The organism is Exiguobacterium sp. B2(2022), assembly GCF_028823655.1.
GTDB lineage: Bacteria > Bacillota > Bacilli > Exiguobacteriales > Exiguobacteriaceae > Exiguobacterium > Exiguobacterium aestuarii_A.
On the sequence record NZ_JAPEHX010000030.1, the window covers coordinates 20599 to 36151 of the forward strand.

The 15553-nt window shown below is 46.3% G+C and carries 13 protein-coding genes and 2 pseudogenes; 12 read left to right on the top strand and 3 right to left on the bottom strand.

Annotated features, from left to right (window positions below; all coding sequences use genetic code 11):
- Positions 1-16 precede the first annotated feature (16 nt).
- The 7 genes and pseudogenes from ON063_RS07710 to ON063_RS07740 all read left to right on the top strand — a co-directional run bounded on the left by ON063_RS07710 (position 17) and on the right by ON063_RS07740 (position 6911).
- On the top strand, positions 17-646 hold the full coding sequence (locus ON063_RS07710; RefSeq protein ID WP_074033362.1) for a helix-turn-helix transcriptional regulator: 630 nt from the start codon (positions 17-19) through the stop codon (positions 644-646).
- Positions 633-1475 (top strand): pyruvate, water dikinase regulatory protein, encoded by an 843-nt coding sequence (locus tag ON063_RS07715; RefSeq protein ID WP_214749215.1) that lies wholly within the window; start codon positions 633-635, stop codon positions 1473-1475. Before ON063_RS07710 ends, ON063_RS07715 begins: the two co-directional genes overlap by 14 nt.
- Before the next feature lie 127 nt (positions 1476-1602).
- Positions 1603-3414, top strand: coding sequence for a DNA primase (dnaG, locus tag ON063_RS07720; RefSeq protein ID WP_274664749.1), 1812 nt, complete (start codon positions 1603-1605; stop codon positions 3412-3414).
- A gap of 35 nt (positions 3415-3449) precedes the next feature.
- Positions 3450-4515: pseudogene (gene rpoD / locus ON063_RS07725) on the top strand (RNA polymerase sigma factor RpoD).
- A 132-nt stretch (positions 4516-4647) separates the two neighbouring features.
- Entirely contained in the window at positions 4648-4986 is a 339-nt protein-coding gene (gene cccA / locus ON063_RS07730; RefSeq protein WP_012726639.1) for a cytochrome c550, read from the top strand.
- Positions 4987-5082: 96 nt separating this feature from the next.
- Positions 5083-5799 carry a tRNA (adenine(22)-N(1))-methyltransferase gene (locus ON063_RS07735; protein WP_274664750.1) on the top strand — a complete coding sequence of 239 codons (717 nt, stop codon included), beginning with the start codon at positions 5083-5085 and terminating at the stop codon, positions 5797-5799.
- Positions 5799-6911: a Nif3-like dinuclear metal center hexameric protein gene (locus ON063_RS07740; protein WP_274664751.1), complete on the top strand. Its 1113-nt coding sequence runs from the start codon at positions 5799-5801 to the stop codon at positions 6909-6911. The genes ON063_RS07735 and ON063_RS07740 overlap by 1 nt, the downstream gene beginning before the upstream one ends.
- 42 nt (positions 6912-6953) lie before the next feature.
- On the opposite strand, the pseudogene ON063_RS07745 reads toward ON063_RS07740, so the two are convergent.
- Positions 6954-7858: pseudogene (locus ON063_RS07745) on the bottom strand (4-hydroxy-3-methylbut-2-enyl diphosphate reductase).
- Between the two features lie 129 nt (positions 7859-7987).
- Here ON063_RS07745 and ON063_RS07750 point away from each other — a divergent pair.
- From ON063_RS07750 to ON063_RS07770, 5 genes are all read left to right on the top strand, one after another.
- Positions 7988-9742 (top strand): sensor histidine kinase, encoded by a 1755-nt coding sequence (locus ON063_RS07750; protein ID WP_274664756.1) that lies wholly within the window; start codon positions 7988-7990, stop codon positions 9740-9742.
- Positions 9739-10677 carry a sugar ABC transporter substrate-binding protein gene (locus ON063_RS07755; RefSeq protein WP_214749196.1) on the top strand — a complete coding sequence of 313 codons (939 nt, stop codon included), beginning with the start codon at positions 9739-9741 and terminating at the stop codon, positions 10675-10677. The genes ON063_RS07750 and ON063_RS07755 overlap by 4 nt, the downstream gene beginning before the upstream one ends.
- Before the next feature lie 61 nt (positions 10678-10738).
- Positions 10739-12082: a DEAD/DEAH box helicase gene (locus ON063_RS07760; RefSeq protein WP_214693072.1), complete on the top strand. Its 1344-nt coding sequence runs from the start codon at positions 10739-10741 to the stop codon at positions 12080-12082.
- 52 nt (positions 12083-12134) lie between these two features.
- A complete protein-coding gene (locus tag ON063_RS07765) occupies positions 12135-13037 on the top strand; it encodes a deoxyribonuclease IV (RefSeq protein WP_274664757.1) in 903 nt (300 codons plus the stop codon).
- Between the two features lie 3 nt (positions 13038-13040).
- The gene (locus tag ON063_RS07770) at positions 13041-13610 is read left to right on the top strand and encodes a hypothetical protein (protein WP_274664752.1); all 570 of its coding nucleotides are present in this window, start codon (positions 13041-13043) and stop codon (positions 13608-13610) included.
- A gap of 31 nt (positions 13611-13641) precedes the next feature.
- On the opposite strand, the gene ON063_RS07775 is transcribed toward ON063_RS07770, so the two are convergent.
- Both ON063_RS07775 and ppk1 read right to left on the bottom strand, forming a co-directional pair.
- Positions 13642-13812: a DUF1427 family protein gene (locus tag ON063_RS07775; protein ID WP_274664753.1), complete on the bottom strand. Its 171-nt coding sequence runs from the start codon at positions 13810-13812 to the stop codon at positions 13642-13644.
- Positions 13813-13905: 93 nt separating this feature from the next.
- A partial coding sequence (gene ppk1 / locus ON063_RS07780) for a polyphosphate kinase 1 (protein WP_274664754.1) occupies positions 13906-15553 on the bottom strand: 1648 nt, incomplete at its 5' end.

Sequence of the window (15553 nt, forward strand, 5' to 3'; positions counted from 1 at the left end):
CTAGAGGGGGTTGGCTATGCAACTGAATGAACGCCAACAAAAAATCGTCGAGATTGTAAAAGAAAATGGACCGATTACAGGGGAGCAAATCGCGCAGGAATTATCGCTGACGCGTGCGACCTTGCGTCCAGATCTTGCGATTTTGACGATGACAGGAATACTTGAAGCAAGACCTCGCGTCGGCTACACGTTTGTTGGCAAACGGAATTCGTCGATGCTCCGAGAAAAGCTAGATTCCTTGACTGTCGGGGATTTCATGTCCTCTGCGAAAGTCGTTCGGGATGAGATGACGGTATATGATGCGATTGTTACGCTGTTCTTAGAAGATGTGGGCTCGTTGTTCGTTGTCGGACGTGACAGAGAACTCGTAGGGGTATTGTCACGTAAAGACCTCCTCCGCGCCGCCATTGGGAATCAAGATTTGGATCAATTGCCGGTCAATGTCATCATGACACGCATGCCGAATATTACGGTTTGCGAGAAAAGCGAGACATTGATTCGTGCGGGAATGAAATTGATTGAGAAACAAATCGATGCCATGCCTGTCGTTGAAGAGAAGGATGGCAAATTGATTGTTCTCGGTCGGATGACGAAAACGAACATGACGAAGGTGCTCATTGCTTTAGCGAACGATGAGTCGATTTGAGGAGGAAACCGATTTGACTACGAAACAACTCGTTTTTGTTGTAAGTGACTCGGTCGGGGAGACGTGTGAGCTCGTCGTCCGAGCAGCGAGTATCCAATTCCATGAGAATGCGATCGAAACGCTCCGCATCCCCTTCGTTGAGGATGAGCAGACGATTATCGATGTGGTCACTCAAGCGAAGGCGCAACACGCAATCATTGCATTCACGCTCGTCAATGAAGAGCATCGCGCGCTTCTCATGAAACTCGGAGAAGAACACCAGGTCAAGACGGTTGACTTGCTCGGTGATTTGCTCGATGTATTAGCGGGACAACTAAAAGAAGCTCCGCGTGAAAAACCGGGACTCATCTATCGCTTGGACGATGATTACTTCCGTAAAATCGAAGCGATGGAATTTGCCGTCAAATATGACGATGGTCGAGACCCGCGTGGTCTGAAAAAAGCCGACATCGTACTCGTCGGCGTCTCGCGAACATCGAAGACACCACTGTCTCAGTATTTGGCATTAAAGCGATATAAAGTCGCGAACGTCCCACTCGTACCAGAATCACGACCTCCGGAGGAGTTATTCGACTTACCGGCAGAACGGTGTGTCGGGTTAATCATCTCTCCAGAGAAGTTGATTTCGATTCGAATGGAGCGCCTCAAGTCACTCGGTTTGAAGCCGGAAGCAGACTATGCACAACTTGAACGAATCAATCGAGAGCTCGAATATGCTCGCGGGATTTATGAACGAATCGGTTGTGATGTGATCGATGTGACGAACAAGGCGGTCGAAGAGACGGCGGGTATTATCTTACGTCATCTCGAGCAATCAAAAGACGACTAATCTGCATAAGTGTTTCGATTAGTAATCGTTGCTTTGAGAGGGTATAATAGAGTATTGACAGTACAGTGAAACGGAACGTGATGAGCGTTCCGTTTCGTTGCGAGATTGGAAACAGGGAGTGGTCAAGATGCCACGGATACCAGATGAAGTCATCGCAGAAGTGAAGCAAGCGACCGATATCGTCGAATTGATCGGCGAGCGTGTCGAATTAAAGAAACAAGGGCATCGGCTTGTCGGGTTATGTCCATTTCATTCCGAAAACTCACCGTCTTTTTCCGTTTCACCTGAAAAAGGGATGTATCACTGTTTCGGTTGTGGTGCCGGAGGGAACATATTCACGTTCGTGATGGAGACGGAAGGGTTGTCTTTTCCTGAGACAGTCGAGCGTTTAGCAACGCGCGCGAATATTTCAGTAGAGGGTATACAAGGGGACGAAGAACTCACACGTGAACAAGTATGGCGTAAACAAATGCGTGATGCACATCGGCTCGTCGCGGACTTGTACCATGAAGTCTTGATGAAAACGGAAGCTGGCGAAGTGGGATTGTCGTATTTGCGCAACCGTGATTTAACGGAAGAAACGATTGCGCAATACAAGATTGGATTTGCCCCAGACCAACGACGCTTTACTGTCGAGTTGTTGGAGCGGCGAGGGTTCGATTTAGAAGTGATGGTTGAGGCAGGTTTAATTTCGAAGTCCAAATCCGGTGAATATTTTGACCGATTTGAAGGACGGGTCGTCTTTCCGATTGCGGATCGAGACGGCACCATCGTTGGCTTCAGTGGACGTGCGATTGATGATCGTCAACCAAAATACGTGAATACGGCTGAAACACCGCTATTCAACAAGAGTGAACTGCTATTCGGCTTCTCTCAAGCCCGGGCATTGATGCGTAAGAAAAAGCGAGTCTTTCTCGTAGAAGGGAACGTAGACGTCTTACAAGTCGCGCAAGCGGGTACACAAGAAGTTGTGGCATCACTTGGAACTGCCTTTTCTCCACAACACGCAAGAGCATTGTCACGAATCGTGGAAGAAGTCATCATCTGCTATGACGGAGACCATGCGGGACAAGAGGCGACCCAAAAAGTCATTCGCTTATTGGAGTCATCCCCGCTCGATGTACAAGTTTTACCGTTACCCGAAAAGACAGACCCGGATGATTATATACGTCAACACGGGGCGTCGCATTGGCAACAGTTTGTCGAGACGGAACAGTTGAGCGTGCTTGATTTTATGAATCGCATGCTCAGACGAGGAAAAAACTTGAACCGAGAAGGAGAACGGATTCGCTTTATTGAATCTATGCTTGAAGAGATCGGTAAGACGAATGATTCGATTCGAAGAGATTTATATGTGAAAAAGCTGTCGGATGAGTTTGAGATTCCGCTCGAGACGCTTCGTTCGAGAATTCCTCGTCCGACGTCAAGCGAATCGACACCCGTCCGTACGATGGAGCCTGTGGAACCCGTTCGAAAACGTTCGAGTAAAACGGGCGAACCACGCTGGATGAAAGCAGAGAAGTATTTGTTACGTGCCATGTTGACTGGACCGGAACAAGTCCGCTTTGTACGCGATCGTCTAGGGCTACGTTATCAGGATGAGACACATCGTATGCTAGGTTCGGCATTGTATGGAATCGTCTCTGAGACGATGACACAAGATGAGTTCGATCAAGTGACGTTGCCATTTATGGAGCGTTACTGCGACCAACGTCCCGATTATGCGATGCGTTTTGCGGAGATCCGACTGATGGCTGGACCGGATGAACTGTCTGAAGAGGTTTTAGACGAATACATTCAGGTCATAAACAGTTATGAGGAGCAACGTCAAATCGAGCGTGCAAAAAGGGAAATCGCTCAAGACGCCGAAAGTATTGTTGACCAGGCGTCCAAGCTACAAGAATTGATTGCCCGTAGTCGTCGTCTACGAGAACGATGAACGTGGATGAAGTTTGGAAGGAGTTGAACTGCTAAATGGCAGAGAAGAAGAAAGAGGATTTATTTAACGCCATAGAAGAGCTCGAAAAGTTAGGAAAGAAAAAAGGCGTTGTCTCAATGCAAGCAATTCAAGACCGCCTCAGTCATTTTGAGGTGGATTCGGATTTCATTGATAACTTCATCGAAGATTTAGAAGCGAAAGATATCCGTGTCACAGAGGACGCAGCTGACGCAGAAGAAACACCTGCGAAAAAAGAAGATGAAGAAGTCGACTTAAATCAACGACCCGGTCCGAATGTATTTGAAAGAAATCGGCCGTGTCGACCTTCTCAGTGCGAAAGATGAGACGGAGCTTGCGAAACGAATCGAGCAAGGAGACGAAGAAGCGAAAAAACGTCTTGCGGAAGCGAACCTACGTCTCGTCGTGTCGATTGCGAAACGTTACGTCGGTCGTGGGATGCTCTTCCTTGATTTGATTCAAGAAGGAAACATGGGCCTCATCAAAGCAGTCGAAAAATTCGACTACATGAAAGGGTTCAAATTCTCGACTTATGCGACATGGTGGATTCGTCAGGCCATCACTCGTGCGATTGCTGACCAAGCGCGTACAATCCGGATCCCGGTTCACATGGTCGAAACAATTAACAAATTGATTCGCGTTCAACGTCAATTGCTCCAAGACCTCGGTCGTGAACCTTCTCCAGAAGAGATTGCGAAAGAGATGGAGCTCACACCTGAAAAAGTGCGTGAGATTCTAAAAATCGCGCAAGAGCCGGTGTCACTTGAAACACCAATTGGGGAAGAGGACGATTCACATCTCGGTGACTTCATTGAAGACCAAGATGCAATGGCCCCACAAGATGCGGCAGCCTATGAATTGTTGAAAGAACAGTTAGAAGACGTGCTCGATACGTTGACGGACCGTGAAGAAAACGTCCTTCGTCTTCGTTTCGGTTTAGACGATGGTCGTACGCGTACACTTGAAGAAGTCGGGAAAGTGTTCGGCGTCACACGTGAGCGGATTCGTCAGATCGAAGCGAAAGCTCTTCGTAAATTACGTCACCCAAGTCGTTCCAAACGCTTGAAAGACTTCCTCGATTAAGTTCATATTTGAATAAAGTGTGAAGTTTTAGAAGAAAGGAAGGAAAATGAGTGATTTTCCTTCCTTCTTTATTATTTTTTGAGTAAAATAGTGTTGGATAGAAATTTGGAATGAACATGAGGGGGAACTACAATGCGTAATCCATTGTTACCGTTTGCGGCAATCGCAATCGTCGCAATTATTGCCATGGTATCATTATCGTATTTTGGTGTGAATCAGGCGCAACAAGCGGCTGAAGGTCCAGCAGTCACTGAAATGAACCCAGAAGAGTTATATGCAGCGAAGGGTTGCACAGGTTGCCACGGCGGAAACCTTGAAGGTGGCGTTGGTCCAGCACTTACTGGTGTTGGCGATCGTCTTTCACCAGAAGAAATCGCAAACATCATTGTCAACGGACAAGGTGCGATGCCTGCAGGTCTTGCATCAGCTGAAGAAGCAGAAGTGCTTGCGAACTGGTTGATCGAACAATAAGAAGTGGCGCACTCCGTAGCGGGGTGCGTTTTTTGTTGTCGAAGTGTAAAGAATTCGATACGCTAGGGAAGAAGTAGAACAAAGGAGTTGTCTTACATGCAAGAACGTGTCATCTTAGATCGACGCTTGAAGCAAGTTGTCGATTATATCCCGAAAGGAAGCGTGCTCGCTGATATTGGGTCGGATCACGCATATGTGCCATGCTACGCCCTTCAACAAGGAATCATTTCAAAGGGGATTGCAGGCGAAGTAAATGTTGGTCCGATGGAAGCTGCGAAAGCACAAGTAGACTTGATTGGAGCACGAGAAGTCATTGATGTACGTCTCGGTGATGGTCTGGCTGTATTACATGAAGACGAAGCGACATGTATCTCGATTTGTGGGATGGGTGGCAGTTTGATTCGTTCGATTCTAGAATCCGGGAAAGAGAAGCTCGGTGCAGTCGAGCGTCTGATTCTTCAACCGAATGTCGACGGACAACACGTTCGGAGTTGGTTGCTTGAGAACGGATATGTTCTCGTCGAAGAAGCGATTGTCGAAGAGAATGATAAGATATATGAGATTCTCGTCGGCGAAAAAGGGACTGAAACGATGTATAGTGACGATCTCACAGAACGGACTTGGCAACTATTATTCGGTCCATATTTGATTCAGGAACGCCCTGAGGCGTTCAAACTGAAGTGGAGTCGTGAAGCGGATAAACTCGAATATGTACTCGGTCAAATGGCAGATGGCATTCAGTCAGAGGCGTTGGTTCAAAAACAAATCGAATTCAAACGGATGCGTGACAAAATGAGAGAGGTGAGTCAGTAATGGCGAACGGCAATCAAGTGATCCAGTTGTTTGAAGAGTTTGCGCCAAAACACTTAGCAGTCGAAGGAGATAAAATCGGCTTGCAGATCGGATCGCTAAATAAAGATGTCAAACGGGTCATGGTGACGCTCGATGTGCTTGAATCGGTCGTGGATGAAGCGATTGAGAAAAAGGTGGATTTGATCATTGCCCATCATCCGCCTATCTTTAGTCCGTTATCTCAAGTCAATGATCGTTCTACGGCAGGGAAAATCACGATGAAATGTATTCAGCATGACATCGCGGTCTACGTGGCACATACGAATTTAGATGTTTGTGTTGGCGGTGTGAACGATTGGATGAGTGAAGCAATCGGGTTGCACGACACAAAAGTACTCGTACCAACGTATGAGGAGCCAGTCTATAAATTAACGGTGTTCGTGCCGGAATCACACGCAGAAGACGTGTCGCGTGCATTAGGCAAAGCAGGTGCCGGACATATCGGAGACTATGCGGATTGTCAGTTCCGTGTATCTGGAAAAGGACAATTCACTCCTCTTGAAGGGACGACACCATTCATTGGTAGAGTACACGAGACAGAACAAGTCGATGAGGTTCGAATCGAGACGGTCGTCCGCGAAAGCCAGAAGAAGCGAGTCTTGAAAGCGATGAAAGATGCTCATCCGTATGAAGAAGTGGCATACGATTTGATTCGAGATGAGATTGAAGGACACGTATACGGGTTAGGACGCATCGGTCGACTTGAACGTCCTGTAACACTTGAAGCGTTCGCCGACCATGTGAAGACGAGCTTTGGAGTGGAAGGTGTCCGTTTCGTCGGGGACCCGAAACGATTGATTGAGAAAGTGGCTGTACTTGGAGGGGACGGAAACAAATATGTTTCCGCTGCACATTTCAAAGGTGCAGATGCTTACGTGACTGGTGATTTATACTTCCACGTGGCGCATGATGCGATGGCACTCGGACTCGCGGTCGTCGACCCAGGACACCACGTCGAAAGTGTCATGAAGCATGGTGTGGTCGGGATTCTCACCGAGAAGTTTCAGAAAGCAAAAATCGATGTCGAGTTGATGATTTCCGAAGCGAATACAAATCCGTTCCAATTCAGATGACATCAAAAAATCCCCCATTCTCAACCAGAATGGGGGATTCGTTCACTTACGCAATGCCTTTACTTTCGGTAAGATACTGCGAAGTTCGAGATATGGTGTTTTATCATGCGTACTCAAATCTTCTGGATCGTACTGTGACAAGAAATCGATGACCTTTTTCGTGATCGGTGTCGGTGTAGATGCGCCAGACGTCACGGCGACGGTCTCGACACCCTCGAGCCAGTTCAAATCAAGTTCGCTCAAATCGCCGATGCGATATGCATTTGTGCCGGCAATCTCTTTAGAGACTTGCGCCAAACGATTCGAGTTATTTGATTTTGGATCGCCGACGACGATTAATAATTCGCAGTCTCCGGCTTGTTCGGCTACGGCTTCTTGACGAACTTGAGTCGCATTACAAATTTCGTTATGCACTTCAACGTGTGGATAGCGGGACTGAATCGTCTCAATCAGTGCAGCGACATCCCATTGACTCATCGTCGTCTGGTTCGTCACGAGAATTTTCCGGTCGAATAACCGACTCGGTAACTGATCGATTTCATGTTCATATTGAATCAAATGAACATGGTTCGGTGCGACTCCAATCGCGCCCTCTGGTTCTGGGTGGCCATGTTTCCCGATATAGATGACATCATATCCTTCAGCCGTTTTTTCCCGAATCAAATCGTGTGTGACGAGGACGTCAGGACAAGAGGCATCGACAATCGTCAATCCTTTTTCAATGGCACGTTTCCGAACGAGTGGGGAAATCCCGTGCGCCGTGAAGACGACCGTTCCGCGGTCGATCGTTTCACGAACGCCTGTGTGACGTGACGATTATGGACAATCATTCCGAGTATATGAATCGGGCGTGGCAAATCTGGATTTGCAACCGCCTCATTTGCGAGTTTCATGGCATCGACGACACCATAGCAATATCCGCGTGGACTAATTTTTTTAACTTTCATATGAAGACGAAGGCTCCTTTCGAAGTGCTTTCATACGTATTAGTCTAACATTGTTTCGAAAATACGAAAAGATTTGCGTGTATTCATGCTATAATTTTTAGGTTAGAAAGGAGGGACATCGTGAATCGAATGAAACAGTTGCGTGAACTTAAAAAATCATACTTTTTCCAAATTACGTTTATCATCATCATTATTTTAGCACTTGTTATCTCGTCGCTTGCATTCTCTGCTGATCGCGTCACGGTGTCTCGTGCAGAAGAGCTGGCGAAAGAGCAATTTGACTATGCGATTGACGATAGTATTGAAAATGTCGAGTCCCGACTCGGTAAATTGTATGAGGACCTGGTTTATCTTGGAGCTTACGTCGGAAACGAACCGTGGATTGAAGAACGTATCCGGACAGGGTATTTAAATCAACGAACGAGTTTTACATCGATTTTCTATTATGATGTCAGCAAGAATTCGTTTAAATGGTATTCTGAGCGTCAAGTTTCCTCTTCTGTGATCAAACGTGACCCCAAGTTCGCAGAAGTATTGACTGCGAGTGGAAAAGAACTATATATGAGTGACCCTATCATGATTAGTGGGGACATGGGAACGTTCTTATATGTTCCTGTCATTGAAGACAACCGACCAATCGGTATTTTTGGTGGAAGCATCAGTGTGCTCAACTCTGACTTGTACCGACGGTCGCTGGAGTCAGCGAATGATGACATGATTCTTTACCTGTTAGATGAACAAGGAGAAGTGTTGACGACGTCGTTCAACTTGGTCACAGATGCAGAACGTCGCGTATCACGTGAAGTCATTGACAACGTTTTAGGACGGAGTACACGTACGATTTTAAGTACAGAAGAAGACACGATGATGTACGAACCGGATGCACGAGTCAGTGGCTGGAGCATGCTTGCAAAACATCAGAACGACTCTGTATATGAGACGGTCTACGATACGCGTTGGCAGTACTTGATGATTGCACTTGTGACGTTCTTCTTGAGCATCCTTGTCGGATTGTTGCTCTCGCGAACGTTGACGAATCCGCTCGTCGAACTTGTCAATCAAATCAAGAAGCAGCAGTCACTCGGTGCCATCACGCTCGAGAGGACCGGTTCAAAAGAAGTCGAGACATTACTGGATACGTACAACGATTACGCCCAGCGGATGGAAACATCAAGGCGTGAACAGTTGAGCCAGCAACAATTGATTTTGCATCAAGAAAAGCTAGCGTCACTTGGACAATTGGCAGCCGGGATTGCCCATGAGATTCGAAACCCGCTCACACCGGTCCATATCACTTTACAGTTGGCACGAGAAGGACAAAGCAATAAAGACATGGTAGACGTCGCCATCAAAGAATTGGAGCGGGCGAATGATTTAATCTCGACGATGCTGACACTTGCCAAACCTGATCAGGCAGGAAGAGACGAAGAATGGATTGATATGTTAGACTTTGCGAAGCGACTCGAATTCTTGATGGATGCTGAATGTTACAAGCGTCCGACCAAGTGGGAATTACTCGTTCCGAATGACATGCCTCCTTTCTATGCCTCGTTCGACATGCTCGTTCAAATCATCTATAACCTGTTCAAAAACGCGGTCGAGGCTGTCGAGTCGAAAGGTGCAGAGGGAAGTGTTGTCGTAACCGTTCTCTTTACGGAGCAAGAATATCGGTTCTTAATTGAAGATAACGGGATTGGTATGACAGAAGAACAACTCAAGACAGTCGGTTCGGCATTCAACACGACGAAAGACAACGGAAACGGTCTTGGGATTTACATGATTCAAGAATACTTGAAGAGTGTGAACGGATTGATGGAGATTGATAGCGTCGTCGACAAAGGAACGGCGATGTTGATCAAAATTCCAAGGAGAGATCCATCATGAAAACGCTCAAACATTATTGGCTCTGGTTACCAATCGTTTGGGCCATGACGATCCTTCTGATCACATCGATTCAATTACCGGAGCAAAAAACAGATGAAAAAGAAGTGGGATTCGTGTTCGTCAGCGATAAACATGAGCATGCGAACAAGCTGTTAGACTCGTTCGTTCATACGGCCAACCAAAAAGGATTTATCCCGATTCCTACGACGAGTGAAGATTCACGCGTGTTAGAAAAAGAAAAATTGGACTCCTTGATTGATCGGGGTGTCGAGGCCATCTTCTTGACGACGCTCGATGACACGTTCATCCAACCGTCGTTAGAACGTGCAAAACGAGAAAATATCCCGATTATTGCGATTGACCGAATGATTGATCATCCCAGTGTATTGACATCGGTCGTCTCCGACAATGTCGATATCGGCCGGATGGCAGCGGAACAAATTGCCGCGAAATATAGTGATCTGGACCGACCGATTCGTGTCGTCGAGGTGAGGGGTACGCCGAAGGTACGCTCCACGATGGACCGCAGTCTTGGGATTCGGGAGTATGAAAAAGCGAATGCCGACCAATTCGAAATCATTGCCTCCATCACGGGGAACTATGATACGTTCCAAGCAGAGATTGAGATGTCACGTTGGTTAGAAGAAGAAATTCCATTTGATGCTGTCTTTTCGCACAATGACGATAATACGTTCGGTGTCGTCCGAGCTTTAGAAAGTCATGACTTATCGGACAAGACGATCGTATCGGTGGATGGCATTTCTGATATTTATCCACTCATTCAAAATGGGAAGGTCAATGCGACTGTCGTTCAGTCGCCGAACGAGATGATGGAAGTCGGCTTCAAAGCGCTCGAACAACATTTAAATGGAAAGAAAATTGCCAAGCATTATTATTCATCGAGTTATTTATATGAAGGCGTGGCAAAAGATTGATTGACAAATGATTTGATTCCGCTATGCTAGGAAAAGTGGAAAGAAACAGGAGGTGTATCGATTGAACAGCTTCCAACAGTTCAAATTGCTACCGTTTATGATCGATGCGTTAACAGAAAAACGCATCACGAAACCGACCGATATACAAGCACGGATTATTCCGGCTGCACTGAATGGTCGAGATATTATTGGGAAATCACAAACAGGAACGGGGAAAACACTTGCGTTCCTATTACCGATCGTAGAAGCGATCAACCCAGAAGAGGAATCTGTCCAAGCGATCGTTGTCGCACCGACACGTGAACTCGCATGGCAGATTCATGAAGAATTAAAATCAATCCTCATTAAGAATCCGGATTACATCAAATCAAGTTTGATTGTCGGAGGAACAGACCGCGAACGTCAAATCGATAAGATGAAAAATCCACCACAACTCATTATCGGGACACCGGGACGAATCCTTGACTTGATGAAAGCACAAGCATTGTTCCCGCATAAAGTGACGCATTTCGTTGTCGATGAAGCTGACCAAATGCTCGATATGGGATTCTTGCCGGAAGTTGACCGCATCGCGCAATCACTTCCAGAAAAACTTCAAACGATGGTCTTCTCAGCGACAATCCCTGAGAAGCTCGAGCCGTTCTTGAAGCGTTACTTGCATGACCCGCGCTTTGCTGAAGCGAGCCCGGAACATCGTGTCGCACCAAAAATCAAGCACCACGTCATCCCGGTACGTCACCGTGACCGTAAGGAATTGACCGTCGAAATTGCAAAAGCAATCAATCCGTTCGTCTGTCTCGTATTCACAAATACGAAACAAGAAGCGGATGAATTGGAGACATCATTCCGTGAAGCGGGACTGAATGTCGGTACGTTACACGGGGACATGCAGGCACGTCGCCGTAAACAAGCCATCAAGGACATTAACGACGCGAAGTATCAATACGTGATTGCTACAGACTTGGCAGCTCGAGGAATCGACATCTCAGGCGTTTCTCACGTCATCAACCATGGGATTCCGAAAGACCTTGACTTCTACACGCACCGTGTCGGTCGTACAGGTCGTGCGGGCGCTTCTGGTGAGGCTTATACGTTGTATGAAGACCATGAAAATGGACCAATCAACCGACTCGAAGAACGAGGGTTCGAATTCACACACGTGGACTTGCGCAATGGTTCGATTCAGCCAATCAAAACACGTCGTCGTCGCCAAACAGACCGGAAGATGAAAGTCTCGCATACGGCACATAGTCGTATGGCCGGTGAAATCAAGAAGGCGAAGAAGAAAGTGAAACCTGGCTATAAGAAGAAATTTAAGTATAAGTTAAAAGAGACGGCTTCACGCGAGCACATGCAACAGCAGCGCTCGGATCGTCGTGCCGCTCGTAAGAAAAACAAGCGTTAGTTTCTTCTTTTTGTGTAAACTGAAGATAGAAGCTTATGAAGGGAAGATGATGATGTTAAAAATAGGTTCACACGTTTCGGTATCAGGTAAAAAAATGCTACTTGCAGGTAGCGAAGAGGCTGTTTCATATGGGGCGAACACGATGATGGTGTATACGGGAGCTCCTCAAAATACACGTCGAAAGCCGATTGAGGATTTGAATATCGAGGCGGCACTCACACATATGGCTGCTCACGACATCGAAGAGATTGTCGTCCATGCACCTTATATCATTAACCTCGGAAATACGACAAAACCTGAGACGTTCGAATTGGCCGTTTCATTTTTGACACAAGAGTTGAAGCGTGCTGAAGCACTCCAAGTTGCTCGCCATGTCGTTCTTCACCCAGGAGCTCATGTTGGTGCCGGGGAAGACATTGGTCTTGCCCGGATCATTGAAGGACTGAATGAAGTGTTGACTGGGGACGAACAGGTTAAGATTGCGCTTGAGACGATGGCAGGGAAGGGAAGCGAGCTCGGAAAGACGTTCGAAGAATTGGCAACAATCATAGACGGCGTCACACACAATAACCGTCTCTCTGTCTGTTTCGATACGTGTCACGTACATGATGCAGGCTACGACTTAGTCGGTGATTTGGACGGAGTGATTGAAGAATTCGATCGAATCGTCGGTCTCGACCGTCTTGGTGTGATTCATGTGAATGATTCAAAAAACGTGCGCGGTGCGAGAAAAGACCGGCACGAAAATATCGGGTATGGTGAGATTGGATTCGATACATTAAATCGAATCATTCATCATGAGGCATTTGCACATCTCCCAAAAATTTTAGAGACGCCATATATTCCAGTTAGTGAAAAATCGAAAGTGGCACCATATAAACAAGAGATCGAGATGTTCCGTGCGAATCAATTTGATCCTGAATGGCGTGAACGCTTCACGCTTTCTTATCAATAAACGATGACAATCCTTCAGGTCGACCCAACGCAATATGATGTGTGGCACGCTTTCCCGACCTATTTTCTTGAACAAAGTCCCGTGTATGTAAAAGGGTCCGTGGCGACCCCGACAGCGTTCATCGAAGTGATCGGGCATGGGATCGTGGCAGAGGCAGAGGTATTGTTAGAGGAATTGATCGAGCAACCTGACGATCCATACTGGCTTGGCGCTAAAAAGGAAGAAGTCGCGACGTACAGTTTGGTCGATTTAATCCAACTTCATTTTCACCACCCACTTTTGAAGATAGGGATGTATGAGGCGGACGAACCGTACGAGTCGATTCATCAGAAATGGATGGATGGGTACCATGTCCCCTCATCAAAATGGACAAAAGAGAATTATGAAGCGCATTTGTTTCGGGAGAAGTTTGTCGCCCCGTACGCTCCGGTGACAACATGCTCAGTTTGTGAGATCAATCTTTTCGAACGATACGGAAACGATGCATCAAAACTGATGGAATATCATCTGCAAGATGACCACGGAATTTGGGTGTGTCCAACCTGTCATAAAGCGATTCATACGTTAGACTAAAAAAACGATGCCTGAGAGGCATCGTTTTTTTTTAGAATGGCCAGTTTGCCACGACGAATTGATATAATTTCATCCCGAGGAAGACCCCGAAGATTCCGACGACACCTGGTAATACAGGCGGGGCTGGCAATGGCAATTTGAGTGCTGTGAAGATAGCACCACAGATTAAGCCAGCGAGTAGTGAAAGCAGAATTTCTTGCATGTATGATTCCTCCGTCTCTTCTAATGAAAGCGCTTTATAATGACTGAACCGCATTCATTATACAATGACTTTCTCAATTTGAGAAGTCTAACATCAGTCATCCGTCATTTTCTCGTTTTCAGCTCGGAGTCGTAAAACTTCGCGCTCAGCCCAGTTTGAAGGTTCTCGCTCGAACACGCTAGGGATGTTGTTCCAGCGTCCTCCCGTATATTGGTGAATGATGATTTGAGACTGAATTTCTTCCTCTTTATTCTCTTGTTTCACATATACGTAACGACCATCGGAACGTTGTTTTCTTGCTTTCACGTTATCAACAAGTTGGAGTGCCATCATATCTTTGATGTACGTTTTATGCGATCCATTGAGGATTGGAAAGAGAATTTCAATCCGCTTCTTCATGTTGCGTGTCATCCAATCTGCAGAAGAACAATACAAGTCTTCTTTACCATTTTGATAAAAATAAAAGATACGTGAATGTTCGAGATAGCGATCAATGATGGAGATGACTCGAATGTTTTCAGAGACACCTTTAATTCCGGGGCGTAAACAACAGATTCCTCGAACAATCAAGTCGATTTTTACACCTGCAGACGAAGCATCATATAATTTTGTGATGATGGCCCGGTCTGTAATCGAATTCATCTTCGCAACGATTCTACCGTTCCCATACTTCTCGTGTAGTTTGATTTCATCTTCAATTTTGTTGAGGAAGAAGTCTTTCATATCATCAGGTGACGTCTCGAATTGGTGCCAAGATGGTCGCTCTCCATAACCGGAGAGCCAGTTGAAGAAGTTCGTGGCATCCTCGGCAAGTTCCTCGTTTGTCGTCAAGAGCCCAATATCTGTGTACAGTTTTGCTGTAGAGTCATTATAGTTGCCCGTTCCGAGGTGAATGAATCGTTGCAACACACCACCTTCTAAAATACGTACGACGAGTGTGATTTTTGAATGCGTCTTAAGTTCTTTATAACCGTAAATGACGTGGGCGCCCGCTTTTTCAAGTTGTTTGGCCCATTGAATATTTTTCTCTTCGTCAAATCGTGCTTTCAATTCGACGAGGACGGTCACTTGTTTACCGCTCTCGGCTGCATCGGTCAAGGCCTTGATAATCGGAGAGTCCCCAGAGACCCGATACAGCGTTTGTTTGATCGCCAGTACGTTCGGATCTTTAGCGGCTTGGACGATGAATCGTACGATTGGGTCGAACGAGTGGTACGGGTGGTGAAGAAGATAATCTTGTTTGGCGATACTTTGGAATAAATCTTTTCCGGATTCGAGACCTTCCGGGATAAATGGGATCAACGTCTCATTGATCATGTCGTCATATTCTATCCCGATTTGACTATATATACCGAACAGGAAGGTCAAATCAATCGGACCATCCACAATGAAAATATCACGGTCGTGCAAATCAAGCACATCTTGAAGCATAAATAACAGTTCTTTTCGTAATGAGCGTTGCTGCACTTCGAGCCGGATGGCGACCCCATAGCGACGTTTTTTCAGCTCTTTTTCAATTTGTTTCAACACATCGCGACTCCCTTCCTCATGGAAAGGCATATCCGCGTTACGGGTAATCCGGAACGGCATCGTCGATTCGACGACAAACCCTTTAAATAGGGAATCGATAAATTGAATGATCAAATCTTCGAGCAAAATCAAATCGGTATGTTCCTCGTCGTCCGTAGGCAGTTCAAGATAACGGGGTAGGACGGAAGGTACTTGAACGAGGGCGAGTCGC

Bases quoted from the DNA above. Each gene is read 5' to 3' on its own strand.
- ON063_RS07775 (WP_274664753.1), bottom strand. From the start codon at position 13,812: ATGCAAGAAATTCTGCTTTCACTACTCGCTGGCTTAATCTGTGGTGCT.
- ON063_RS07735 (WP_274664750.1), top strand. From the start codon at position 5,083: ATGCAAGAACGTGTCATCTTAGATCGACGCTTGAAGCAAGTTGTCGAT.
- ON063_RS07710 (WP_074033362.1), top strand. From the start codon at position 17: ATGCAACTGAATGAACGCCAACAAAAAATCGTCGAGATTGTAAAAGAA.
- ON063_RS07715 (WP_214749215.1), top strand. From the start codon at position 633: ATGAGTCGATTTGAGGAGGAAACCGATTTGACTACGAAACAACTCGTT.
- ON063_RS07740 (WP_274664751.1), top strand. From the start codon at position 5,799: ATGGCGAACGGCAATCAAGTGATCCAGTTGTTTGAAGAGTTTGCGCCA.
- ON063_RS07765 (WP_274664757.1), top strand. From the start codon at position 12,135: ATGTTAAAAATAGGTTCACACGTTTCGGTATCAGGTAAAAAAATGCTA.
- cccA (WP_012726639.1), top strand. From the start codon at position 4,648: ATGCGTAATCCATTGTTACCGTTTGCGGCAATCGCAATCGTCGCAATT.
- ON063_RS07755 (WP_214749196.1), top strand. From the start codon at position 9,739: ATGAAAACGCTCAAACATTATTGGCTCTGGTTACCAATCGTTTGGGCC.
- ON063_RS07770 (WP_274664752.1), top strand. From the start codon at position 13,041: ATGACAATCCTTCAGGTCGACCCAACGCAATATGATGTGTGGCACGCT.
- ON063_RS07750 (WP_274664756.1), top strand. From the start codon at position 7,988: ATGAAACAGTTGCGTGAACTTAAAAAATCATACTTTTTCCAAATTACG.
- dnaG (WP_274664749.1), top strand. From the start codon at position 1,603: ATGCCACGGATACCAGATGAAGTCATCGCAGAAGTGAAGCAAGCGACC.